This window comes from Streptomyces sp. NPDC052721 (assembly GCF_040678315.1).
Lineage (GTDB): Bacteria > Actinomycetota > Actinomycetes > Streptomycetales > Streptomycetaceae > Streptomyces.
In genome coordinates this window covers 92,696-116,816 of the sequence record NZ_JBFATL010000028.1, presented here as the reverse complement: position 1 = coordinate 116,816, position 24,121 = coordinate 92,696, and the positions used below count along the sequence as shown (strand labels likewise).

Below are 24,121 nucleotides of genomic sequence, written 5' to 3'. Positions count from 1 at the left end.
GGCTCGCCGATCCTCTACTACGGCGACGAGATCGGCATGGGCGACAACATCTGGCTCGGCGACCGCGACGCCGTCCGCACCCCCATGCAGTGGACGCCGGACCGCAACGCGGGCTTCTCGTCCTGTGACCCGGGACGCCTGTTCCTGCCCGCGATCATGGACCCGGTCTACGGCTACCAGGTCACCAACGTGGAAGCCTCCATGGCCTCACCCTCCAGCCTGCTGCACTGGACCCGCCGCATGATCGAGATCCGCAAGCAGAATCCTGCCTTCGGACTGGGGTCCTACACCGAGCTGCCGTCGTCGAACCCGGCGGTGCTCGCCTTCCTGCGCGAGTACGAGGACGACCTCGTGCTGTGCGTCCACAACTTCTCCCGCTTCGCCCAGCCCACGGAGCTGGACCTGAGCCGGTTCGGCGGGCGGCACCCCGTCGAGCTGTTCGGCGGGGTCCGGTTCCCGGCGATCGGCGAGCTGCCGTACCTGCTCACCCTCGCGGGACACGGCTTCTACTGGTTCCGGCTGCGCCGGGAACCCGTGTAGCGCGGGCCGGGTGGGGCGGTGGTGCGTTTCCACCGCCCCACCCGGGGCACGCATCAGTAACACCCCGACGCCCCCCGGGGAAAGGACGTGACGCCCATGGCGGAAACGGTCACCTCTTCCGGCACCACCGGTTCACTCCTCGCCTCGCTCGATCCCCTGCTGCGCGCCTGGCTGCCCCGGCAGCGCTGGTTCGCGGGCAAGGGGCGCCCGGTCACCGGGTTCACCCCGGTGTCCGTCACCGAACTGCTGCCGCCCGACGGCCGGCTGGGCCTCTACCACCTGCTGGTGCGCGTCCACCAGCCCACCGTGCCCGGCGCCCCGCCGCACCCCGGTGACTGCTACCAGCTCCTCATAGGCGTGCGCGAGGCGCTGCCGCCCCGGCTGGCGCCCGCGCTGATCGGACATGTCACGCAGGGCCCGCTCGCCGGACGCACGGTGTACGAGGCCCTGTACGACGCCCGGCCCGCCGAGGTGCTCCTGGAGGCCCTGCGCACCCAGGCCCGCATCGGCGGGCTGCGCTTCGAGCGGGACCCGGCGCAGGAGATCCGGGCCGGCCTCGTGGCCCGGCTGATGACCGCCGAACAGTCCAACTCGTCGGTGGTCTACGGAGATACGTTCATCCTGAAGCTGCTGCGCCGGGTGGTGCCCGGCGTCAACCCCGACCTGGAGCTCCCCCTCGCCCTGGCCCGCGAGGGCTGCCCCCGGGTGCCGGCGCCGACGGCCTGGCTGCACGCCGAGGTGGCGGCAGACACGTACGTCCTGGCCGTGCTCCAGCCGTATGTGAGCGGCGCCGCCGACGGCTGGGAGCTGGCACTGCGCGAACTGGCCAAGGGTGAGGACTTCGCCGCCGAGGCCCGCGCGCTGGGCCGGGCCACCGCCGAGGTGCACACCGCGCTCGCCCGCGCCCTGCCGACGGTCACCCTCGGCCACGCCCAGCTGGAGTCGCTGGTCGACGGCATGACCGAGCGGCTGGCGGCGGCCGTGCAGGCGGTGCCCGCACTGCGGCCGTACGAGCGCGGGCTGCGCTCGGCGTACGAGGCGCTCGGCACGCTCGCCGCCGAGGGCCGCACCTGGACCGCGCAGCGCGTCCACGGCGATCTGCACCTCGGCCAGTGCCTGCGCTCGCCGTCCGGCGCGTGGTCGCTGATCGACTTCGAGGGCGAGCCGGCCCGGCCGCTGGCCGAGCGGCGCATGCCGCAGCCGCCGGTGCGGGACATCGCGGGGATGCTCCGCTCCTTCGACTACGCGGCCCACTCGGCGACCCCGCCCGCCCCGGACTGGGCGCACACCTGCCGGTCCGCCTACTGCTCCGGATACGCGGAGGTGGCCGGCCGCGATCCGCGTACCGACCCGGTGCTGCTGCGGGCCTACGAGACCGACAAGGCGGTCTACGAGGTCGTCTACGAGGCCCGGCACCGGCCCGACTGGCTCCCCGTACCGCTGAACGCGGTGCGCCGCCTCGCCCTGCCCGACCAGGAGGCTCGTCCGTGACCCCCAAGGGACACAAGGAATCCAAGGCCAAGAAGGACTCCGCGGCCAGGAAGAAGAGCGCCGCCAGGAAGCCGCCGGCGCAGGAGGTCCCCGCGCAGGCGCCACCGCCCGCCGTGGACGTCCCGCCGCAGGCACCGGCGCCCGCCGTGGCGGTCCCCCCGCAGGCAGCGGCACCCCGTGCGGAGGTCGCCGTGTCCCCGGCCGTCGACGCCGGCGACCGGGAACGGCTGCTGCACGGCACCCACCACGATCCGCACTCCGTGCTGGGCGCCCACCGGGTGCCGGGCGGGGTCGCCTTCCGAGCGTTCCGCCCGTACGCGCGGGCGGTCACCGTCGTCTCGGGCGAGCTGCGGGCGGAACTGCACGACGACGGCGACGGTTTCTTCTCCGGCCTGCTCCCGCTCACCGAGGTCCCCGTCTACCGGCTGCTGGTGACGTACGACGGCACGGTGCACGAGACCGAGGACGCCTACCGCTTCCTGCCCACCCTCGGCGAGCTGGACCTGCATCTGATCGGCGAGGGCCGGCACGAGCAGCTGTGGCAGGCGCTCGGCGCTCATGTCACCACCCACCAGGGCGTCACCGGCACCCGGTTCGCGGTGTGGGCGCCGAACGCGCGGGGCGTCCGGGTCACCGGCGGGTTCAACTTCTGGGACGGCACCGGCTTCCCGATGCGCTCGCTCGGCGGCACCGGGGTCTGGGAGCTGTTCGTGCCGGGGATCGGCGAGGGCGAACTGTACAAGTTCGAGATCACCCGCCCGGACGGCTCGCGCACCCTGCGCGCCGACCCGCTGGCCCGCCGTACCGAGGTCCCGCCCGCCACCTCCTCGATCGTGCACGCCTCGCACCACGAGTGGGGCGACGACGAGTGGCTGGCGCACCGGGCGGACACCCCGGTGCACGAGGCCCCCTTCTCGGTCTACGAGGTGCACCTGCCGTCCTGGCGTCCGGGGCTGACGTACCGCCGGCTGGCCGAGCAACTCCCCGCGTACGTGAAGGAGATGGGCTTCACCCATGTCGAGCTGATGCCGGTCGCCGAGCATCCCTTCGGCGGATCCTGGGGCTACCAGGTCACGGGCTTCTACGCGCCGACGGCCCGGCTCGGCACCCCCGACGACTTCAAGTACCTGGTGGACAAGCTGCACCAGGCCGGCATCGGGGTGCTGATGGACTGGGTGCCGGCGCACTTCCCGCGTGACGACTGGGCGCTCGCCGAGTTCGACGGGCGTCCGCTGTACGAGCACCACGACCCGCTGCGGGCCGCCCATCCCGACTGGGGCACGCTGGAGTTCGACTTCGGCCGGCGCGAGGTGCGTAACTTCCTCGTCGCGAACGCCGTGTACTGGTGCGAGGAGTTCCACATCGACGGGCTGCGCGTGGACGCGGTCGCCTCGATGCTCTACCTGGACTACTCGCGCGAGCCGGGCCAGTGGACGCCGAACGAGCACGGCGGCCGGGAGAACCTGGACGCGGTGGCCTTCCTCCAGGAGATGAACGCCACCGTGTACCGGCGCTGCCCGGGCGTGGTGACCGTCGCCGAGGAGTCCACGGCCTGGGACGGCGTCACCCGGCCCACCCACCACAAGGGCCCGAGCGGCTTCGGCGGGCTCGGCTTCGGACTGAAGTGGAACATGGGCTGGATGCACGACTCGCTCCAGTACATGAGCCACGACCCCGTGCACCGCGCCTACCACCATCACGAGATGACGTTCTCGATGGTGTACGCGTACAGCGAGAACTACGTCCTGCCGATCTCCCACGACGAGGTCGTCCACGGCAAGCGGTCCCTGGTGTCGAAGATGCCCGGCGACTGGTGGCGGCAGCGCGCCAACCTGCGCGCCTACCTGGGCTTCATGTGGGCCCACCCGGGCAAGCAACTCCTCTTCATGGGCCAGGAGTTCGCCCAGGGCTCCGAGTGGTCCGAGGCGCACGGCCCCGACTGGTGGCTGCTCGACCCGGCGTACGGCGCCGAGGCGGACCACCGGGGCGTGCGGGACCTCGTCCGGGACCTGAACGCGGTGTACCGGGCGACCCCGGCGCTGTGGCAGCGGGACACCGACCCGGCGGGCTTCGAGTGGATCACCGGGGACGCGGCGGACGACAACGTCTTCGCGTTCCTGCGCCACGACGCCGAGGGCACCCCGCTGCTCGCGGTCTCCCACCTGGCTCCGGTGGTGCGCCACGACTACCGCCTCGGGGTGCCGGAGGAGGTACCGGCCTGGGTGGAGGTCCTCAACACCGACGCGGCCCGCTACGGCGGCAGTGACGTCACCCACGCGGACGTCGTCAAGCCCGAGCCCCAGCCCTGGCACGGCCGCCCGGCGAGCATCTGGCTGACCCTGCCCCCGCTGGCGACGGTGTGGCTCCGCCCGGCCTGACCTGCCTTTGCCCTCCGCCCCGCGCTGCGCCTAGGCTCGGCGCCCGGTGGGGCGGAGGGGGAGGACATGCGGCGGATCGTCATGGCGCTGGGGGCGGTGGCGGCCCTGACGGGCTGTGCACCGGACGGGCCGTGCACCCTGGCGGACATGGAGTCGGGTGTCGCCGTGCTGTGGCGGCCCGCCGACTTCGGCCGGCAGCGGGACGCGGTGACGGTACGGCTGTGCGTGGACGGCAGCTGTGCCGAGGGGCCGTCCGGCGATCCCGGCGATCCGTTCCGGTCGCTGTCGGTGCGGCTCCCGGACGACGTGGGCGCCGGCCCGCTGCCGGTGCGGCTGACGGTGACCTCCAGGAAGGACGGCCGGGTCGTCGTACGGGACAGTCGGCGGGCGCGGCTCGCCGAGGAGCACCCCAACGGCCGCTCCTGCCCGCCCACGGCCTGGACGGCGGCCTTCCGGGCGCATCCGGAGAAGGGGCTGACGCCGACGAAGGGCATGGACCTGCGCAAGACGCCCGGCATGTCACGGGAGCGGCGCGGCGGCGGCCCGTCCGGCGGGTGAGGACGAGGGCGTGCAGGGGCCCGGGGCGGCAGCCCCCGGACGCCCGCCGTCCGCACCGTCACCCCCGGTCGGCCAGCCCCGGCGGCAGCGACCCCGTGTGCAGCACACCGAGCCGCTGGGTGGCCCGGGTCAGGGCCACGTAGAGGTCGCTCGTGCCGTAGGAGCCCGGCTCCACCACCAGGACGGCGTCGAACTCCAGGCCCTTGGACTGGCGGGGGTCGAGCAGGACGACCGTCTGCGTCAGGTCGGGTTCGGCGCCGGCCGTGACGCCGTCCAGCCGGGCGGCCAGGGCGCGGTGCAGGGCGCGCGGGGCGATCACCGCGAGCCGGCCCTCCGCCGGGGCGAGTTCGGCGACCGCCTTGGCGACCGCGCCGGGCAGGTCGTCGGTCACCCGCCGCACCCAGGGCCGCTCACCGGTGGAGCGGACGGAACTCGGCGGTTCGAAGTCCGGGTCCTCGGCGCGGACCACGGCCGCCGCCAGGTCCATGATCTCCACGGGGGTGCGGTAGTTGACGCCCAGGCGGGTGTGCTCCCAGCGGTCCTCGACGTAGGGCGTGAGGATGTCCGCCCAGGAGCCGACGCCGGCCGCCTCCGCGGTCTGGGCCGGGTCGCCGACCAGGGTCATCGAGCGGGTCGGGCTGCGCCGCATCAGCAGCCGCCAGGCCATCGGCGACAGCTCCTGCGCCTCGTCCACGATGATGTGCCCGAACGCCCAGGTGCGGTCGGCGGCGGCCCGCTCGGCGGCGCTGCGGTGGTCGGCCTCCTCGTGCCGCTCGGCGAACCGCTCGGCGTCGATGATGTGGTGCGCGGACAGGACCTCGGAGGCGTCCGGGTCGTCGTCCTCCTTGTCCTCGAACTCGTAGGTCCGGGAGGCGTAGGAGACGTCCAGGACGCCCTGGGCGTAGGCCACCTGCGTCTCGCGTTCGCGTTCGGCGCGGGCGCGCGCCACCCGGTCGTCCTCGCCGAGGAGTTCGGCCGCCTCGTCCAGCAGTGGGACGTCGGCGACGGTCCAGGCGCGGGTCACCGGGCGGCGGATCGCGTCGGCGTCCTCCTTCGGCAGGTAGCCGTCGGGCTCGGCGAGGAAGTCGGCGACCAGCCGCTGGGGGGTGATCCGGGGCCAGAGCTGGTCGATGGCGTCCCAGACTTCGGGGTTCTCGGCGAGTTCGTCGCGGATCTGGGTGATGTCGGCGGCGTCGAGCAGGCTGCTGCCGTCGTAGGGGTCGGTGCCCACGCGCTCGGCGTACAGCTCGGTGAGCGTGTTGAGGATGTGCCCCTCGAAGTACTCGCGGGCGGCGTTGTGGGGCAGCTTGGCGGCGCGGGTGCGCTCGCGGGCGACGTTCACCAGGCCGTCGTCCAGCATGAGCACCTCGCGGTCGTGCTCGATCGCGATGACCGGGTCGGGCAGGGCCTGCCGGTCGCGCACGACGGCGGCGAGCACGTCGGCCATGCCGGCGCGGCCCTTGACGGCGGCGGCCTCGGGCGTGTCGGCGGCGGTGGCCTTCACGCCGGGGAACAGCTCGCCGACCGTGGCCAGCAGCACCCCGGTCTCGCCGAGGGAGGGCAGCACTTCGCCGATGTAGCCGAGGAAGGCCGGGTTCGGGCCGACGATGAGGACCGCGCGGCGGGCCAGCAGCTCCCGGTGCTCGTACAGCAGATAGGCCGCGCGGTGCAGGGCGACCGCGGTCTTGCCGGTGCCGGGGCCGCCCTCCACGACCAGCACGCCCCGGTGGGGCGCCCGGATGATGCGGTCCTGGTCGGCCTGGATGGTCTGCACGATGTCGCTCATCCGGCCGGTGCGGGCCGAGTTCAGCGCGGCCAGCAGGACGGCGTCGCCGCTCGGGTCCTCGTGCCCGGTGCGGGTGGCGTCGCCGAGGTCGAGGATCTCGTCGTGCAGGGAGGTGACGGTCCGGCCCTCGCAGGCGATGTGCCGGCGGCGGCGCAGGCCCATCGGGGTGTGGCCGGTGGCCAGGTAGAAGGGGCGGGCGACGTCGGCCCGCCAGTCGATGAGGACCGGCGTGCGCTCGGCGTCGTCCTCGCGCAGCCCGATCCGGCCGATGTGGTGCTTGGTGCCGTCGGCGAGGTCGATCCGGCCGAAGCAGAGCGAGCCGTCCACGGCGTTCAGCGCGGCGAGCAGCCCCGAGCGCTCGGCGACCAGGATGTCCCGCTCCAGCCGGGCCTGCATGGGCTTGTCGCCCTGGGCGAGCGCGTCGGCGACGGAGGTCTCGGCCTCGCCGCGCAGCACGTCCACGCGCGCGTACAGTCCGTCGATGAATTCCTGCTCGTGCCGGATTTCATCGTCTGGAAAGTCGGTGTTTGACAATTCCGCTCCCGCCCGGATATACTGTGCTCAGTAAATTACTTCGTGACTTCTGTGTAATGAAGTCGCGAATCATTGAATATACGCACAGCAATCCCCCGAGCGCAATTGCTCAGGGGATTTTTTGATGGGCGTCGGACACGGGGAGGCGACGGTCAGCCGGCCGCGCTGTCCGCCAATTCCTTCTCCTCGGGCGCGGCCTGCGGCGCGCCGGCCTCCCGGCGCGGCAGCAGGACGGCCACCAGGACGGTGCCGATACCGAGGATCACCGCGCCGACCAGACTGGTGTGGGCGACCGCGTCAGAGAAGGCGGAGCCCACCGCGTCGGCCATCTGCCGGGCGCCGTCGGCCAGCTCACCGGCCTGCTGCTTGAGCTGCGCGGCCTGCTGCGGGTCGCTCGCCTGCTGGGCCCGCGCGGCGGCCTGCTCCGCCTTCTCACCGATGCCCTGCGCGACGGCGTACCCCGCGCCGACCGAGTCCTGGGCGGTGGTCAGGGCGCTCGCCGGGAGCTTGCTGCCGGCGGTGACGTCGGACAGGTGGTCGCCGTAGGAGGTGGCGAGCAGCGAGCCGAGGAGGGCGATGCCGAGCGAGCCGCCCAGTTCCAGCGAGGTGTCGTTGACGGCGCCGCCGACGCCCAGTTCGGACTCCGGGAACGCGCCCATGATGGCGTCGGTGCAGGGCGAGAGGGCGAGGCCGATGGCGAGGCCCAGGATGATCAGGGGCGCCACGAAGTCGCCGTAGGCGGAGCCCGCGTCCACCCGGGTGAGCAGGGCGAGGGCCGTCGTGCCGCCGACCATGCCCGCGCTGACGGTCCACTTCATGCCGACACGCGGGGTGAGCCAGCCGGTCAGGGCCGAGCCGGCGAAGACCGCGCCGGCGAGCGGCAGCATGCGCACACCGGTCTCCAGGGCGTCGTAGCCGAGGACGAACTGCAGATGCTGGGTGAGGTAGTAGAAGGCGCCGAAGACGGCGAGGAAGAACAGGGCGACGGCGAGGTTGGAGCCGGCGAACCGGCGGCCGGTGAAGCGGCGCACGTCCAGGATCGGGCGCGGGTGGCGCAGCTCCCACAGCACGAAGGCGACCAGGCCGACGCCGGCGACGACGGCCGCCCCGACGGCCTTGGCGCCCCAGCCGAAGTGCGGGCCCTCGATGATCATGTAGACGAGCGCACCGGTCCAGAGCACCGACAGCAGTCCGCCGACGTAGTCGATGCGGTCGTGGTGGCCGGCGCGGGACGGCGGGACGAGGACGAAGGCGGCGACGACCGCGACGGCCGCGACGGGCACGTTGATCAGGAAGGTCGAGGACCAGCCGAGGTCGCGCAGCAGGGCTCCGGCGACGACCGGACCGGCGGCGATGGCGAGCCCGGCGGTGGCGGTCCACAGCGTGATCGCCTTGGCCCGCTCGGCGCGCGGGAACGTCGCGGCCAGCAGGGAGAGCGTGGCCGGCATGATGAGCGCGGCGCCGACGCCCATCACGGCCCGGGCCGCGATGACGGTCGCCGCGCTGTCGGCGAGGTACCCGAAGACGGCCCCGCCGCCGAACACCAGCAGGCCGAGGACGAGCGCCCCGCGCCGGCTGTACTTGTCGCCGATCGCGCCGAGCAGCAGCATCAGCGCCGCGTAGGGGACGGTGTAACCGTCGATCACCCACTGCAGGTCGGCGCTGGAGAGCCCGAGGTCCCGGGTCATGTCGGGCGCCGCGACCGTGAGGGCGGTGTTCGCCATCACGATGATCAGCAGGCTGAGGCAGAGCACCAGCAGCGCCCACCACCGCCGGGCGTAGGGGCGGTCCATCCTTTCGACCGGTTCGGTCATGACGAGTCGCATGGCAGGGGTCGCCTTCCTCGGGTACGCGCGACGGGACTTGCACCATGGCGTGCAATTGCACAACCATGTGCAATGTACGTCGTTGCACAACACTGTGCAAGTCGGCCGGAAGACGCCCGGAACACTCCGGGGAGGCACAATGACCGCCATGACCACGGGTAACCCCAGCCGCGCCGACGCCAACCGGCGCCGCATCCTCGACGTCGCCCTCACCGAACTGCTGCGCGATCCGGATGCCTCCATGGACCAGATCGCGCGCGCGGCGGGGGTCGTACGACGGACGGTCTACGGCCACTTCCCCAGCCGGGAGGCGCTGATCGGCACGCTGGTCGACGGAGCCGTGGACGCGCTTGCGGACGCCGACTCCCGGGCCCGCGCCGGAGTGACCGATCCGGCGGAGGCGGTGGCCCGCTCGGTGCTCGCCCTGTGGCCGGTCGCCGACCGCTACCGGCTGCTGATCGCCCTGGCCCAGCGCACGGTCACCGTGCAGGGCATCCGGGAACGCCTCGCGCCCCTGCGCGAGAACAAGATCCGCCTCCTCCAGCGCGGCCTGGACGAGGGCGCCTTCAGCTCCCCGCTGCCCGCGCCGGCTCTCGCGTACGTGCACGAGCAGATGCTGTTCGCGGTGATGGAGGCGGTGAACGACGGCCTCCTGACAGCGGAAGAGGCGGGCCGCTCCGCCACGGTCGCCGTCCTGACCGCGGCGGGCGTACCCGCCTCACGGGCCACCGAACTGGTGGCCGAGGTGTCGTAGCAAGGGGAAGTGTCTGAGCGCAAAGGAGGAGCCGGGCGGCTGAGTTACGGGGGAGCCTCAGCCGCCCGGCGGCGGAACCCGGACGCCCGGCCCGGGTTCAGGCGGGGCCGGACGTCCGGCAACTCTATGGTGGATCAGGCCTTGGCGAGTTCCTTCTCGCCGTCCTCCCGGGGCTCGGGAACCTCCTTCACCTCCGCCGCGCCCTCGTCCAGCAGCGTGGTCTCGTCGAACGGCAGCTCCCCGGCCAGCACCTGCCGCACCCGGACCTTGTCGATCTCCTTGGTCCACGTGCCCACCAGAACCGTCGCGACCGCGTTGCCCGCGAAGTTCGTCAGCGCCCGGGCCTCGCTCATGAACCGGTCGATGCCGACGATCAGCCCGACCCCGTCCACCAGCGCCGGCTTGTGCGACTGGAGACCGCCGGCCAGGGTGGCGAGGCCCGCACCGCTGACACCGGCCGCGCCCTTCGAGGCCAGCAGCAGGAACAGCAGCAGCGGGATCTGCTCGCCGACCGACATCGGCGTGCCCAGCGCGTCCGCGATGTACAGCGACGCCATGGTCATGTAGATCATCGTGCCGTCGAGGTTGAACGAGTACCCGGTCGGCACGGTGATGCCGACGACCGGCCGGCTGATGCCCAGGTGCTCCATCTTCGCGATCAGCCGCGGCAGCGCGGACTCCGACGAAGAGGTCGACAGGATCAGCAGGAACTCCCGGGCGAGGTACTTGAACAGGGAGAAGACGTTGAGACCCGCGACGACCCGGAGCAGCGCGCCGAGCACGATGAAGACGAACAGGAAGCAGGTGACGTAGAAGCCGAGCATCAGCACGGCGAGGCTCTTGAGCGCGTCGACACCGGCCGAACCGACCACCGCCGCGATGGCACCGAACGCACCGATCGGCGCCGCCCACATCACCATGGACAGGATGCGGAACACGAGCCGCTGGATGTGCTCGATGCCGCGCAGCACCGGCTGTCCGGCCGAGCCCATGGCCTGCAGCGCGAACCCGGCGAGCAGGGCCACCAGCAGCGTCTGGAGCACCTGGCCCTCGGTGAAGGCGGAGACGAACGTGGTCGGGATGATCGACAGCACGAAGTCGACGGGCGGCAGCGCGTCGGGGGACACCTGGTCGTGCCCGGTCGCCTTGATGGCGTTGGTGATGTGCAGCCCGTCACCCGGGTGCAGCACGTTGCCGACGACGAGCCCGATGGCGAGCGCGACGAGCGACATCACGAGGAAGTAGCCGAGGGCGATGCCGCCGACGGCGCCGACCTTGGCGGCCTTCCGTACCGATCCGATGCCGAGCACGATCGTGCAGAAGATGATCGGCGAGATCATCATCTTGATCAGGTTCACAAACCCGGTGCCCAGCGGCTTCAGCTCCACCGCGGCATCGGGCCAGATCAGCCCCACGGCGATGCCGAGCGCGACCGCCACGATGACGGCGATGTACAGGTAATGGGTCCGGTCCCGCTTCACGCGGGGTGCGGCAGGTGCCGTATCGGGAGTGCTGGCGGCCACGACTGCCCTCCTTGACGTCTTCGTCGGCGAACAACCGGCGTGCGGCTCACGTCCGGGCGTTTTTGGGGAATGCCGTGACTATCTCCCGGCCTGTGAGGGCGGTCACCCTTCCGTTCATTTAGTTCACGCTTAACCGGAGAGGCACACTGCTGACATGCGCGTACCCACCCTCCCCCGGCCCCGGAGCCTGGCCGGCCAGCTGTTCGCCATGCAGGCCGTGCTGATAGCGGTGGTCGTGGCCGGGTACGCGCTGTTCACCTACGTCAGCGACCAGCGGCAGGCCGAGGACGCCGCCGCCCGGCAGGCCACGGCGGTGGCCCGGTCGATCGCCGACTCCCCCTCCGTCCGAGAGGCGATCCGCACCCCCGACCCCACGGCCCGGCTGGAGCCGTACGCCCTCCAGGTCATGCGGGACGCCAACGTCGACTTCGTGACGATCATGAACCCGTCCGGTATCCGCTGGACCCACCCCGACAAGAACCAGATCGGCAAACGGTTCCTCGGCAACATCGGCCCCGCCCAGCACGGCCGCACCTTCACCGAGACCTACACCGGCACGCTCGGCGCGTCCGTCCGCGCGGTGACCCCCATCTCGGACAACGGCCGGATCGTCGGCCTGGTGAGCGCCGGCATCAAGGTGGAGACGATCAGCGCCCGGGTCCAGGACCAGGTCACCGCCCTGCTCGGGGTGGCGGGCGTGGCCCTGCTGCTCGGCGCGGTCGGCACGTACGTGATCAACGCCCGGCTGCGCCGTCACACCCACGGCATGAACGCCACCGAGCTGAGCCGGATGCACGACTACCACCAGGCGGCGCTGCACGCGGTCCGCGAAGGGCTGCTCATGCTGGACGGCCGGTACCGGGTGGCGCTCATCAACGACGGCGGCCGTGAGCTGCTGGGAGTGGGCCCGGACGAGGACGTGGTCGGCCGCTCGGTGGCCGGCCTGGGCCTGCCCGCCCCGCTGACGGGCGCCCTGCTGTCCTCGGAGCCCCGCGTCGACGAGGTGCACCTGACCGCGTCCCGGGTGCTGGTGGTGAACACCTCCCCGGTGTCGGGCGGCGAACACCGGGGCACGGTCGTCACACTCCGGGACGTCACCGAGCTCCAGTCGCTGATGGGCGAGCTGGACTCGGAGCGGGGCTTCACCCAGGCGCTGCGCTCGCAGGCGCACGAGGCCGCGAACCGCCTGCACACGGTCGTCTCCCTGATCGAGCTGGGCCGGGCCGAGGAGGCCGTGGAGTTCGCCACGGCCGAGCTGGAGCTGGCGCAGGCCCTGACCGACCAGGTGGTGGCCGCGGTCAGCGAGCCGGTGCTGGCCGCGCTGCTGCTGGGCAAGACCGCGCAGGCGAACGAGCGGGGCGTGGAGCTGGTGGTCTCACCGGACAGCCGCCTGGACGACGGCCTGCTCCCGGAGAGCCTGTCCGCCCGCGATCTGGTGACGATCCTCGGCAACCTGATCGACAACGCCGTGGACGCGGCGCAGGGCAGCGTGCGGGCCCGGGTGACGGTGACGGCGTACGCTACGGCCGCCGAAGTGGTGCTCCGGGTGTCGGACACGGGCCCGGGGGTCGACCCCGCCCATGCCGACCTGGTGTTCCAGCGGGGGTTCTCCACGAAGCCCGCCGAGCCTGGCGGACGGGGACTCGGGCTGGCCCTGGTCCGGCAGGCGGTGAACCGCCACGAGGGCACGTTGACGGTGGCCGAGGCGGAGGAGGGCGGAGCGGTGTTCGAGGTGCGGTTGCCGTTGCGCACATCCACGGGTGGCACCCGATGACCAACGAGGAGCAGCCCATCCGCGTCCTCGTCGTCGAGGACGATCCGGTGGCCGCCGACGCGCACGTGATGTACGTCGGCCGGGTGCCGGGATTCGTCGCGGTCGGGAAGGCGCACACGGGCGCTGAGGCGCGGCGGATCCTGGACCGTACGGCGGTGGATCTGCTGCTGCTGGACCTGCACCTGCCGGACGTGCACGGCTTGCAGCTGGCCCGGTCCCTGCGGGCCGCCGGATACCACGCCGACGTGATAGCGGTGACCTCGGCGCGGGACCTGGCGGTGGTGCGGGAAGGTGTCTCCCTGGGTGTCGTCCAGTACGTCCTGAAACCGTTCACGTTCGCCACGCTGCGCGACCGGCTGGTCCGCTACGCCGAGTTCCACGCGGCGGTGGGCGAGGCGAGCGGCCAGGACGAGGTGGACCGCGCCCTGGCCACCCTGCGCGCCCCGACACCGGCCGCCCTGCCGAAGGGGCTGAGCGGGCCGACGCTGGAACGGGTGACGTCCGCGCTGCGGGACGCGGAGGAAGGGCTCACGGCGGCCGGGGTGGCCGAGGCGGTGGGCATCTCACGGATCACGGCGCGCCGGTACCTGGAACACCTGGTGGACGCGGGACGGGCCGGCCGGAGTCCGCTGTACGGGCAGGTGGGCCGGCCGGAGCTGGTGTACCGGTGGGTGTCGCAGGGGCGGTGAGGGCGTCGGCGCAGGCCGGACATCGCCGAGACGGAGTGGCACACCACACGCCTGCGCATCGCCGTCACCGTGCGCCTGCCGGGGCCGCTCCAGACGGGTCAGCAGTCGCGCGGCGCCAGCTGGAACGCCTGCTGCACATGTCCGGGCGGGAGACCGTGACCCTGCGGGTCGTCCCGTTCACCCTCTGCGGAGAGGGCGCCAACTGCTGCTGCAGTCCGCCGAGGATCAATACCGCGCAGACTCATTGACCTGACTAGACCACTCCTCTTACCTTCACACGGCAGTCATCTCCGCGCCAGCACGTGCGCTCAGGAGGTCATGTCCGTGCGCCCCACCGCCGCCCACTTCCGCCGCCTCCCCGTCCCCCTCCTCCTCACCGCCGCTCTCGCCGCCACCGCTCTCACCGCCTGCGGCAGCGGTTCCGGCAGCAGCCCGGACACGGTCAAGGTGTCGTACAAGCAGTCCACCGACAACTCCGTCAAGGTGATGGACACCTACCTCGCCGGCATGAAGAAGCAGTTCGAGCACCAGCACCCCGGCAAGAAGGTCGAGTTCGTGCCGATCAAGGCCCCGGACTCGGAGTACTACACCAAGCTCCAGCAGATGCTGCGCTCGCCCAGGACCGCTCCGGACCTGGTCTACGAGGACACCTTCCTCATCAACTCCGACATCACCAGCGGGTACTTGAAGCCGCTCGACCCCTATCTCGCCAAGTGGCCGGACTGGCGCCAGTTCATCGACACCGCGAAGGCCGCGGCCAGGGGGCAGGACGGGAAGACGTACGGCGTCCCGGACGGGACCGACACCCGCGGGCTGTGGTTCGACAAGCGGGTGTTCCGGAAGGCCGGGCTGCCGCTGGACTGGCAGCCGAAGACCTGGGACGACGTCCTCGCCACCGCCCGCACCATCAAACGGAAGGTCCCCGGCGTCGTCCCGCTCAACGTCTACACCGGCAAGCCGGCCGGTGAGCGGGCCACCATGCAGGGCTTCGAAATGCTCCTGTACGGCACGGGCGACGGTACACAGGACCCGCTGTACGACAGCGGCAGCAAGAAGTGGATCACCGGGTCGCAGGGCTTCAAGGACTCGCTCGCCTTCGTGGAGACCGTCTACCGGGAGAAGCTGGGCCCGGACGTCTCCGACGCCCTCGACCCGAACTTCAACACCACCGTCAACGGCGAGCTGCTCCCCCAGGGCAAACTCGGCATCGCCCTCGACGGCTCCTGGCTGCCGTATGCCTGGCTGCCGGGCAGCGGGCACGAGTGGCCGGACTGGTCGAAGCAGCTGGGGCTCGCGGCCATGCCGACGCAGGCCGGGCAGGCGCCCGGCAAGGTGAGCATGTCCGGCGGCTGGACCTGGTCCATCCCGGCCAAGGCGGCCAATCCCGACCTCGCCTTCGAGTTCGTCCGGACGATGCAGACGAAGGACAACGCCCGGAAGTGGTACATCGCCAACTCCGGGATCGCCGTACGCAAGGACGTCGCCGCCGATCCGAAGTACGTCGGCGCCCAGCCCGGCATCAAGTTCTTCACCGACCTGGTGGCCAGCACCCACTACCGGCCCGCGTACCCGGCGTACCCGAAGGTGTCGACCGCCGTGCAGGAGGCCATGGAGGCGGTCACGACCGGTGACCTGTCCGTGGAGAAGGCGGCGAGCGAGTACGACGCCACGCTCAAGGACGTCACCGGCGGCCAAGTGGTCCGGAAGTGAGGCGCCGGAACCCGGCCGTCCGGGTCCTCCCGGTCGCCCCCGCCCTGGTCCTGCTGCTCCTGTTCCTCGCCGGGCCGATCGCCTACTGCGTCTGGATCGCCTTCACCGACCTCCAGCTGACCGGCCAGGCCCACTCCTCCTTCGTGGGCTTCGCCAACTTCCGCAGGGCGTTCCAGGACGACGCGTTCCTGAACGCCGTCTGGCTCACCCTGGTGTTCACGGTGCTGTCCTCGCTCGTCGGGCAGAACACGCTGGGGCTGGCGCTGGCCGCGCTGATGAAGCGTGCGTCGAAGCCCGTCCGCACCCTCACCGGCGCCGTGGTCGTCACCGCGTGGGTGCTGCCGGAGGTCGTCGCCGGGTTCCTGCTCTACGCGTTCTTCCGGCGCGAGGGCACCCTGAACGCCATCCTGGACTGGCTCCATCTGCCCCGCCAGAACTGGCTGTTCACGCTGCCCATCCTCGCGGTGTCCTTCGCCAACGTCTGGCGCGGGACGGCGTTCTCGATGCTGGTGTACTCCGCCGCGCTGGACGAGATCCCCGCCGAGGTCACGGAGGCCGCCGAGGTGGACGGGGCCGGCGGCTGGCGGCGGCTGTGGCACGTCACGCTGCCGATGATCCGGCGTTCCATCGGCACCAACCTCATGCTCAACACCCTCCAGACGCTCTCCGTCTTCGGGCTGGTCTGGGTGATGACCCGGGGCGGGCCCGGTGACCGGAGCCAGACACTGCCGCTGTTCATGTACGAACAGGCCTTCCAGAACAGCATGATCGGGTACGGCACCGCGGTCGCCCTGCTCCTGCTGGTCGTCGGCTCCCTGTTCTCCGTCGTCTACCTGCGGCTGCTGCGGACGGAGGTCTGATGGCCAGGAACCGTGCCTCCCGGCGGTTCGCCGCCGATGTCTCGCTGCTGGCGGTGGCCGCCGCCTTCGCGCTGCCCCTCGCCTGGGTGCTGCTGTCCGCCGTGGACCCGCACGCCGGCCTCCGGGTCAGGGTCCCGGACGGCCTCACCCTGGCCAACTTCGACGCGATCCTGACCCCGGACATCACCTACACCCCGCTGCTCAACAGCCTCCTCCTGTGCGGGGGCGCCACGGCGCTGACCGTCGGCTGCGCCGCCCTCGCCGCGTATCCGCTGTCCCGGTTCCGGTCCCGGCTGAACCGGCCGTTCCTGCTGACGATCCTGTTCGCGACGAGCCTGCCCATCACGGCGATCATGGTGCCGGTGTACGCCCTGTTCGTCCGGGTGAACCTCATCGACACCCTCCAGGGCACGATCCTCTTCTTCGCCGCCTCCCAGCTGCCGTTCGCCATCTGGCTGATGAAGAACTTCATGGACGGCGTGCCGACGGAGCTTGAGGAGGCGGCCTGGACGGACGGGGCCTCGGCGGCGCAGTCCCTCGTCCGGATCGTGCTGCCGCTGATGGGGCCGGGGCTCGCCGTCGTGACCGTGTTCTCGTTCGTGATGATGTGGGGGAACTTCTTCGTCCCGTTCATGCTGCTGCTCACCCCGGAGCAGATGCCGGCCTCGGTGAGCATCAACGACTTCTTCGGCAACCGGGGCATGGTGGCGTACGGCCAGCTCGCCGCGTTCTCGGTGATCTACTCGACGCCGGTGATCCTTCTGTACGTCCTGGTGGCACGGCGGCTGGGCGGCGGGTTCGCGCTCGGCGGCGCGGTCAAGGGGTGAGCCGGAGGGGTTCCGTCCGTTGCCTGGCGAACGGCCGGAACTGTGCGTTCCCACCATCCGTGGTCCTGTCCGAACGGACGGTGGCCATCCCGTCGCCGCACCCCTAGCGTGTGGCGGGTGCGCCAACCCTCAGCTCCTGCGTTCAACGCCCCGGCGGCCCGCCGGCTGCGCGCCGCGCTCGGTATGGGCCCCGAGCACGTCGCCCACGGCTTGCGGGCCTCGTACGGGCTGCCGTATGTCACACCCGATCTGGTGATCGCCTGGGAACGCGGTGCCGTCAGCCCGGGCAATTTCGAACTGACCGCTCTCGCGGGCGTGCTGTGGTGTTCTCCGGGCGAACTCCTCGGCCGCCCGCGGACCCTGCGCGAGCATCGCATCGCCCGTTCCGTCGCGCCCGAGGACGTCGCCCGTGCCGTCGGCACGGACCTGCGGTCGTATCTGCGGATGGAGGAGAGCGGGCAGTGGCGGGGCGACGAGCGCCAGTCGGCCGCGCTCGCCCAGGTCCTCGCTCTCGCCCTGCCCGACTTCGTCGCCGTCACCGGCCGCGAGGCGAAGCTCGCCGGCCTGCTGCGCAGCGCGGTGACCACGCGCCGGCAGGCCTATGTGCGGCCGGTGCGCAAGCTGGTGCCCCTGGAACCGGACGTCCTCGACGGGGCGCTGCAGGAGCTGCACGAGGACTACCAGGGGCACATGGCCGCCACCCTCAGCTGGGGTGGCGGCAGCAGGAGCGCCAGCGATTCCGGGCGGGAGTTCCTCGACCGGGTCGTGGAGAACTTCTGGACGGCGGTGGAGAAGCGGACCGCCTAGAAAACCGACTCCGCCTCGTCCATCCGGTCCTTCGGCACCGTCTTCAGCTCGGTGACGGCCTCCGCGAGCGGCACCATCACGATGTCGGTGCCGCGCAGCGCGGTCATCCTGCCGAACTCGCCGCGGTGGGCGGCCTCGACGGCGTGCCAGCCGAAGCGGGTGGCGAGGACACGGTCGTACGCGGTGGGGACGCCGCCGCGCTGGACGTGACCGAGGATGACCGGCTTGGCCTCCTTGCCCAGGCGCCGCTCCAGCTCGTACGCCAGCGCGGTGCCGATGCCCTGGAAGCGCTCGTGGCCGAACTGGTCGATCTCGCCCTTGCTGTAGTCCATGGTGCCCTCGGCGGGGTGGGCGCCCTCGGCGACGCAGATGACGGCGAACTTCTTGCCGCGGGCGAACCGCTCCTCGACCATCTTGACCAGGTCGGCGGGGTCGAAGGGGCGCTCGGGCAGGCAGATGCCGTGGGCGCCGGCGGCCATGCCGGACTCCAGGGCGATCCAGCCGGCGTGCCGGCCCATGACCTCGACCACCATCACCCGCTGGTGGGACTCGGCGGTGGTCTTCAGGCGGTCCATCGCCTCGGTGGCCACGCCGACGGCCGTGTCGAAGCCGAAGGTGCGGTCGGTGGAGGAGATGTCGTTGTCGATGGTCTTGGGCACGCCGACGACCGGGAGGCCGGCGTCGGAGAGCATCCGGGCGGCCGTCAGGGTGCCCTCGCCGCCGATCGGGATCAGCGCGTCGATGCCGAACTCCCCGACCATGTCGGTGGCCCGCTCGCAGGCCTCGCGCAGCCGGTCGCGCTCCAGCCGGGAAGAGCCGAGGATGGTGCCGCCGCGGGCCAGGATGCCGCTGACCGCGTCCAGGTCGAGGGTGCGGTAGTGACGGTCGAGCAGACCCCGGTAGCCGTCCTCGAAGCCGATGACCTCGTCGCCGTACTGCGCCACCGCCCGGTGCACGACCGACCGGATCACGGCGTTCAGGCCGGGGCAGTCGCCGCCTGCGGTGAGAACTCCGATACGCATCGTGCTGTGTCTCCTGCTCGCTGTCGTGTGCCGGTGAGCCGCTGTCGATTCTTTCACGTCCACCGAGCCAGCGAGATCCTGACGGGCGCCTTATCCGTCGGCAGGGGTATTGTCAAGAGGGTCCTGCTCACCTCGGTGGGCGATTTTTATGCCGAAGAGGCGACGAAAGCGACATGAGGAACGGAGTGGACACGTGACGCGCAGCGTGTACGTGACCGGGATCGACCGCGGTGACGGACGCCAGGTCGTGGAGCTGGGGGTCATGGAACTCCTGACCCGGCAGGTCGACCGGGTGGGCGTGTTCCGTCCGCTCGTCCATGACGGCCCGGATCGCCTGTTCGAGCTACTGCGGGCCCGGTACCGCCTCGCGCAGGACCCGGCGACCGTCTACGGCATGGACTACCACCAGGCGTCCGCGCTCCAGGCCGAGCAGGGCACCGACGAGCTGGTCTCCGCCCTCGTCGACCGCTTCCACCTGGTGGCCCGGGACTACGACGTCGTCCTGGTCCTGGGCACCGACTTCGCCGACACCCAGCTGCCGGACGAGCTGTCGCTGAACGCCCGGCTCGCCAACGAGTTCGGCGCGTCCGTGATCCCGGTGGTCGGGGGCCGCAAGCAGTCCGCCGAGTCCGTGCTGGCCGAGACCCGCAACGCCTACCGCGCCTACGACGGCCTCGGCTGTGACGTGCTCGCCATGGTCGCCAACCGGGTGGACCGCGAGGACCGCGACGAGATCGCCGAGCGGCTCGCGAACCGGCTGCCGGTGCCGACGTACGTGGTCCCCGACGAGCCCGCCCTGTCCGCGCCGACGGTCGCGCAGATCGGCCAGGCCCTCGGCGCCAAGGTGCTGCTCGGCGACGACTCCGGGCTCGCCCGGGACGCGCTGGGCTTCGTCTTCGGCGGCGCCATGTTGCCGAACCTCCTCGGCGCCCTGACCCCGGGCTGCCTGGTCATCACTCCGGGCGACCGCGCCGACCTGGTCGTCGGCTCGCTCGCCGCGCACAGCGCCGGCACGCCGCCGATAGCCGGTGTGCTGCTCACCCTGAACGAGGTGCCGAGCGAGGAGATCCTCACCCTCGCCGCCCGCCTCGCCCCCGGCACCCCGGTCCTCTCGGTGTCCGGCAACAGCTTCCCCACCGCCGAGCAGCTGTTCTCCCTGGAGGGCAAGCTGAACGCGGCCACCCCGCGCAAGGCGGAGACCGCGCTCGGCCTGTTCGAGCGGTACGCCGACACCACCGACCTGGCCCGCCGGGTCTCGGCGCCGAGCAGCGACCGGGTCACCCCGATGATGTTCGAGCACAAGCTGCTGGAGCAGGCCCGCTCCGACAAGCGGCGGGTCGTGCTGCCGGAGGGCACCGAGGAGCGGGTGCTGCACGCGGCCGAGGTGCTGCTGCGCCGCGGCGTGTGCGACCTGACCCTGCTCGGTCCGGTCGACCAGATCCGCAAGAAGGCCGCCGACCTCGGCATCGACCTCGGTGACACCCAGCTGATCGACCCGGCCACCTCCGAGCTGCGCGACGCCTTCGCCGAGAAGTACGCGGCCCTGCGCGCCCACAAGGGCGTCACGGTCGAACTGGCCTACGACGTCGTGTCGGACGTCAACTACTTCGGCACCCTGATGGTCCAGGAGGGCCTGGCCGACGGCATGGTGTCGGGCTCGGTGCACTCCACGGCGGCCACCATCCGGCCCGCCTTCGAGATCATCAAGACCAAGCCGGACACGTCGATCGTCTCGTCGGTGTTCTTCATGTGCCTCGCCGACAAGGTGCTGGTCTACGGCGACTGCGCGGTCAACCCGGACCCCGACGCCGAGCAGCTCGCGGACATCGCCGTCCAGTCGGCGACCACGGCCGCGCGGTTCGGCGTGGAGCCCAGGATCGCGATGCTGTCGTACTCCACGGGGACGTCCGGGTCGGGCGCCGACGTGGACAAGGTGCGCGAGGCCACCGAGCTGGCCCGCTCGCGCCGGCCCGACCTGAAGATCGAGGGCCCGATCCAGTACGACGCGGCCGTGGAGCCGTCCGTCGCCGCCACCAAGCTGCCCGGCTCCGAGGTCGCCGGGCAGGCCAGCGTGCTGATCTTCCCCGACCTCAACACCGGCAACAACACCTACAAGGCCGTGCAGCGCTCGGCCGGCGCGATCGCCGTCGGCCCGGTGCTCCAGGGTCTGCGCAAGCCGGTCAACGACCTGTCCCGGGGCGCGCTCGTCCAGGACATCGTCAACACCGTGGCCATCACGGCGATCCAGGCCCAGAGCCCCGCCCAGGCCCCCGGCGCGAACCAGTCCCCCAGCGAGAAGGCGTCCCAGCAGTGACCTCCCCCACCCGTGTCCTCGTCCTCAACTCCGGCTCCTCGTCGGTGAAGTACCAGCTGCTGGACATGCGGGACAGCAGCCGGCTCGCGGTGGGCCTGGTCGAGCGCATCGGCGAGCAGACCTCCCGGATCGAGCACACCTGCCTCACCAGCGGCGACACCCGTGAGCGCACCGGGCCGATCGCCGACCACGACGCCGCCCTGAAGGCGGTCGCCGAGGAGCTGGCCCGGGACGGCCTGGGCCTGGACTCCCCCGAGCTGGCCGCGATCGGGCACCGGGTGGTGCACGGCGGGATGTTCTTCACCGAGCCCACCGTCATCGACGACGAGGTGCTCACCGAGATCGAGCGGCTGATCCCGGTCGCCCCGCTGCACAACCCGGCCAACCTCACCGGCATCCGCACCGCGCGGGCGCTCCGCCCCGACCTGCCCCAGGTCGCCGTCTTCGACACCGCGTTCCACACGACGATGCCGGAGCCGGCGGCGCGCTACGCGATCGACCCGAAGATCGCCGACCGTCACCGCATCCGCCGCTACGGCTTCCACGGCACCTCGCACGCCTACGTCTCGCGTCGGACCGCGCGGCTGCTGGGCAAGGACCCGTCCGAGGTCAACGTGATCGTGCTGCACCTGGGCAACGGCGCCTCCGTCTCCGCCGTCGAGAAGGGGCGGTGCGTGGACACCTCCATGGGACTGACCCCCTTGGAGGGACTCGTGATGGGTACGCGATCCGGTGATCTGGATCCGGCCGTCATCTTCCATTTGGCCCGGGTTGGGGATATGTCCATGGACGAGATCGACACTCTTCTCAACAAGAGGAGCGGTCTGTTCGGTCTGTGCGGGGACAACGACATGCGGGAGATCCGCCGCCGGATCGACGAGGGCGACGAAGAGGCCGCGCTCGCCTTCGACATTTACATTCACCGGATCAAGAAGTACATCGGCGCCTATTACGCGGTGCTCGGCACGGTGGACGCGGTGGCCTTCACCGCCGGGGTCGGCGAGAACGCGGCACCGGTGCGGGAGGCGGCCGTCGCGGGGCTGGAGGGCCTGGGCCTGGCGGTCGACCCGGAGCGCAACGCCGTACGCGGCGGGGAACCGCGGCTGATTTCACCGGAGTCCGCCCGGGTGGCGGTCGCGGTGGTGCCGACGGATGAGGAACTGGAGATCGCGACGCAGACCTACGCACTGGTCGGAAAGAACAACTGAATAGCACCTGAGCGGTGTGGCACTCATTTGTATCTTCCGCCAGACGGAATATTCCGTAGCGAAACAAACCGATAGGATCGCCCCATGCGCCGTTCGAAAATCGTCTGTACTCTCGGCCCCGCGGTCGACTCCCACGAGATGCTCGTCGCCATGATCGAGGCGGGCATGAACGTGGCCCGGTTCAACTTCAGCCACGGCACCCACGCCGAGCACCAGGCGCGGTACGACCGCGTCCGGGCCGCCTCCAAGGAGACCGGCCGTCCCATCGGCGTCCTCGCCGACCTGCAGGGCCCGAAGATCCGTCTGGAGACCTTCGCCGAGGGTCCGGTCGAGCTGGAGCGCGGTGACGAGTTCGTCATCACGACCGAGGACGTGCCGGGTGACAAGCACATCTGCGGTACGACGTACAAGGGGCTGCCGGGCGACGTCTCGCGCGGCGACCAGGTCCTGATCAACGACGGCAACGTCGAGCTGAAGGTCCTGGACGTCGAGGGGCCGCGGGTGAAGACGATCGTCATCGAGGGCGGTGTCGTCTCCGACCACAAGGGCATCAATCTGCCCGGCACGGCCGTCAACGTGCCCGCGCTGAGCGAGAAGGACGTCGAGGACCTGCGCTTCGCCCTCCGCATGGGCTGCGACCTGGTCGCGCTGTCCTTCGTCCGGGACGCCAAGGACATCCACGACGTCCACCGCGTCATGGACGAGGAGGGCCGCCGCGTCCCCGTCATCGCCAAGGTGGAGAAGCCGCAGGCGGTGGAGAACATGGAGGACGTCGTGATGGCGTTCGACGGCGTGATGGTCGCCCGCGGTGACCTCGCCGTCGAGTACCCGCTCGAAAAGGTCCCCATGGTGCAGAAGCGCCTGATCGAGCTGTGCCGGCGCAACGCCAAGCCGGTGATCGTCGCGACCCAGATGATGGAGTCGATGATCACCAACTCGCGTCCGACCCGCGCCGAGGCCTCCGACGTCGCCAACGCGATCCTGGACGGCGCCGACGCGGTCATGCTGTCGGCCGAGTCCAGCGTGGGCGCCTACCCGGTCGAGACGGTCAAGACCATGTCGAAGATCGTCACCGCCGCCGAGCAGGAACTGCTCTCCAAGGGCCTGCAGCCCCTCGTCCCCGGTAAGAAGCCGCGCACGCAGGGTGGTTCGGTGGCCCGTGCCGCCGCCGAGATCGCCGACTTCCTCGGCGGCAAGGGCCTGGTCGCCTTCACCCAGTCCGGCGACACCGCGCGCCGGCTCTCCCGCTACCGCGCGATCCAGCCGATCATCGCCTTCACCACCGACGAGGGCACCCGTAACCAGCTCACCCTGAGCTGGGGCGTGGAGTCGCACGTCGTGCCGTTCGTGAACACCACCGACGAGATGGTCGACCTGGTGGACCAGGAGATCGCCCGGCTCGGCCGCTTCGAGACGGGCGACACCCTCATCATCACCGCGGGTTCGCCCCCCGGCGTCCCCGGCACCACCAACATGCTCCGCGTCCACCACCTGGGCACCATGAGCAACTGACCGGTCCG

At 71.4% G+C, this 24,121-nt stretch carries 19 protein-coding genes; 15 read left to right on the top strand and 4 right to left on the bottom strand.

The features are described from left to right. The 4 genes from AB0L21_RS25420 to AB0L21_RS25405 all read left to right on the top strand — a co-directional run. On the top strand, nt 1-540 hold a 540-nt coding region (locus tag AB0L21_RS25420; protein WP_365786539.1), incomplete at its 5' end, for an alpha-glucosidase C-terminal domain-containing protein. Nucleotides 541-636: 96 nt separating this feature from the next. Further along, nucleotides 637-2,031, top strand: a complete 1,395-nt coding sequence (locus AB0L21_RS25415) for a maltokinase (protein ID WP_365700678.1) — start codon at nt 637-639, stop codon at nt 2,029-2,031. Then, complete coding sequence (glgB, locus tag AB0L21_RS25410; RefSeq protein WP_365786537.1) at nt 2,028-4,409, top strand: 1,4-alpha-glucan branching enzyme; 2,382 nt, start codon at nt 2,028-2,030, stop codon at nt 4,407-4,409. Before AB0L21_RS25415 ends, glgB begins: the two co-directional genes overlap by 4 nt. Before the next feature lie 66 nt (nt 4,410-4,475). Then, a complete protein-coding gene (locus AB0L21_RS25405; RefSeq protein ID WP_365786535.1) occupies nt 4,476-4,967 on the top strand; it encodes a membrane lipoprotein lipid attachment site-containing protein in 492 nt (163 codons plus the stop codon). Nucleotides 4,968-5,025: 58 nt separating this feature from the next. Here the strand turns inward: AB0L21_RS25405 and AB0L21_RS25400 are convergent, their stop codons facing one another. Continuing rightward, nucleotides 5,026-7,257, bottom strand: coding sequence for an ATP-dependent DNA helicase (locus AB0L21_RS25400; RefSeq protein WP_365786553.1), 2,232 nt, complete (start codon nt 7,255-7,257; stop codon nt 5,026-5,028). A gap of 182 nt (nt 7,258-7,439) precedes the next feature. Continuing rightward, a complete protein-coding gene (locus AB0L21_RS25395) occupies nt 7,440-9,113 on the bottom strand; it encodes an MFS transporter (RefSeq protein WP_365786533.1) in 1,674 nt (557 codons plus the stop codon). Between the two features lie 139 nt (nt 9,114-9,252). Here AB0L21_RS25395 and AB0L21_RS25390 point away from each other — a divergent pair, with 139 nt between their 5' ends. Then, complete coding sequence (locus tag AB0L21_RS25390; RefSeq protein ID WP_365700670.1) at nt 9,253-9,867, top strand: TetR/AcrR family transcriptional regulator; 615 nt, start codon at nt 9,253-9,255, stop codon at nt 9,865-9,867. Between the two features lie 134 nt (nt 9,868-10,001). Here AB0L21_RS25390 and AB0L21_RS25385 read toward each other — a convergent pair whose 3' ends face one another. Beyond that, a complete protein-coding gene (locus tag AB0L21_RS25385; protein ID WP_365700668.1) occupies nt 10,002-11,390 on the bottom strand; it encodes a cation:dicarboxylase symporter family transporter in 1,389 nt (462 codons plus the stop codon). A 154-nt stretch (nt 11,391-11,544) separates the two neighbouring features. Between AB0L21_RS25385 and AB0L21_RS25380 the strand changes: the two genes are divergently transcribed. The 7 genes from AB0L21_RS25380 to AB0L21_RS25350 all read left to right on the top strand — a co-directional run bounded on the left by AB0L21_RS25380 (nt 11,545) and on the right by AB0L21_RS25350 (nt 18,057). Then, entirely contained in the window at nt 11,545-13,164 is a 1,620-nt protein-coding gene (locus AB0L21_RS25380; protein WP_365786531.1) for a sensor histidine kinase, read from the top strand. Then, a complete protein-coding gene (locus AB0L21_RS25375) occupies nt 13,161-13,853 on the top strand; it encodes a response regulator (RefSeq protein ID WP_365700664.1) in 693 nt (230 codons plus the stop codon). The genes AB0L21_RS25380 and AB0L21_RS25375 overlap by 4 nt, the downstream gene beginning before the upstream one ends. After that, on the top strand, nt 13,832-14,101 hold the full coding sequence (locus tag AB0L21_RS25370) for a Scr1 family TA system antitoxin-like transcriptional regulator (protein ID WP_365786529.1): 270 nt from the start codon (nt 13,832-13,834) through the stop codon (nt 14,099-14,101). The genes AB0L21_RS25375 and AB0L21_RS25370 overlap by 22 nt, the downstream gene beginning before the upstream one ends. Before the next feature lie 70 nt (nt 14,102-14,171). Next, the gene (locus AB0L21_RS25365; protein ID WP_365786527.1) at nt 14,172-15,563 is read left to right on the top strand and encodes an extracellular solute-binding protein; all 1,392 of its coding nucleotides are present in this window, start codon (nt 14,172-14,174) and stop codon (nt 15,561-15,563) included. Further along, nucleotides 15,560-16,423, top strand: a complete 864-nt coding sequence (locus AB0L21_RS25360; RefSeq protein WP_365700658.1) for a sugar ABC transporter permease — start codon at nt 15,560-15,562, stop codon at nt 16,421-16,423. Before AB0L21_RS25365 ends, AB0L21_RS25360 begins: the two co-directional genes overlap by 4 nt. Further along, complete coding sequence (locus AB0L21_RS25355; RefSeq protein WP_365700656.1) at nt 16,423-17,250, top strand: carbohydrate ABC transporter permease; 828 nt, start codon at nt 16,423-16,425, stop codon at nt 17,248-17,250. Before AB0L21_RS25360 ends, AB0L21_RS25355 begins: the two co-directional genes overlap by 1 nt. 108 nt (nt 17,251-17,358) lie before the next feature. Then, entirely contained in the window at nt 17,359-18,057 is a 699-nt protein-coding gene (locus AB0L21_RS25350; RefSeq protein WP_365786525.1) for an XRE family transcriptional regulator, read from the top strand. Here the strand turns inward: AB0L21_RS25350 and AB0L21_RS25345 are convergent. Beyond that, nucleotides 18,054-19,079 carry an ATP-dependent 6-phosphofructokinase gene (locus tag AB0L21_RS25345; protein ID WP_365786523.1) on the bottom strand — a complete coding sequence of 342 codons (1,026 nt, stop codon included), beginning with the start codon at nt 19,077-19,079 and terminating at the stop codon, nt 18,054-18,056. The two genes, AB0L21_RS25350 and AB0L21_RS25345, sit on opposite strands and share 4 nt — an antisense overlap. Nucleotides 19,080-19,272: 193 nt before the next feature. On the opposite strand from AB0L21_RS25345, the gene pta reads away from it, so the two are divergent. The 3 genes from pta (at nt 19,273) to pyk (ending at nt 24,113) form a co-directional block, all read left to right on the top strand. Beyond that, nucleotides 19,273-21,393 carry a phosphate acetyltransferase gene (pta, locus tag AB0L21_RS25340; RefSeq protein ID WP_365700650.1) on the top strand — a complete coding sequence of 707 codons (2,121 nt, stop codon included), beginning with the start codon at nt 19,273-19,275 and terminating at the stop codon, nt 21,391-21,393. Then, nucleotides 21,390-22,601: an acetate kinase gene (locus tag AB0L21_RS25335; protein WP_365786521.1), complete on the top strand. Its 1,212-nt coding sequence runs from the start codon at nt 21,390-21,392 to the stop codon at nt 22,599-22,601. The genes pta and AB0L21_RS25335 overlap by 4 nt, the downstream gene beginning before the upstream one ends. A gap of 84 nt (nt 22,602-22,685) precedes the next feature. Next, nucleotides 22,686-24,113 carry a pyruvate kinase gene (pyk, locus tag AB0L21_RS25330; protein ID WP_365700639.1) on the top strand — a complete coding sequence of 476 codons (1,428 nt, stop codon included), beginning with the start codon at nt 22,686-22,688 and terminating at the stop codon, nt 24,111-24,113. Nucleotides 24,114-24,121: the final 8 nt, after the last annotated feature.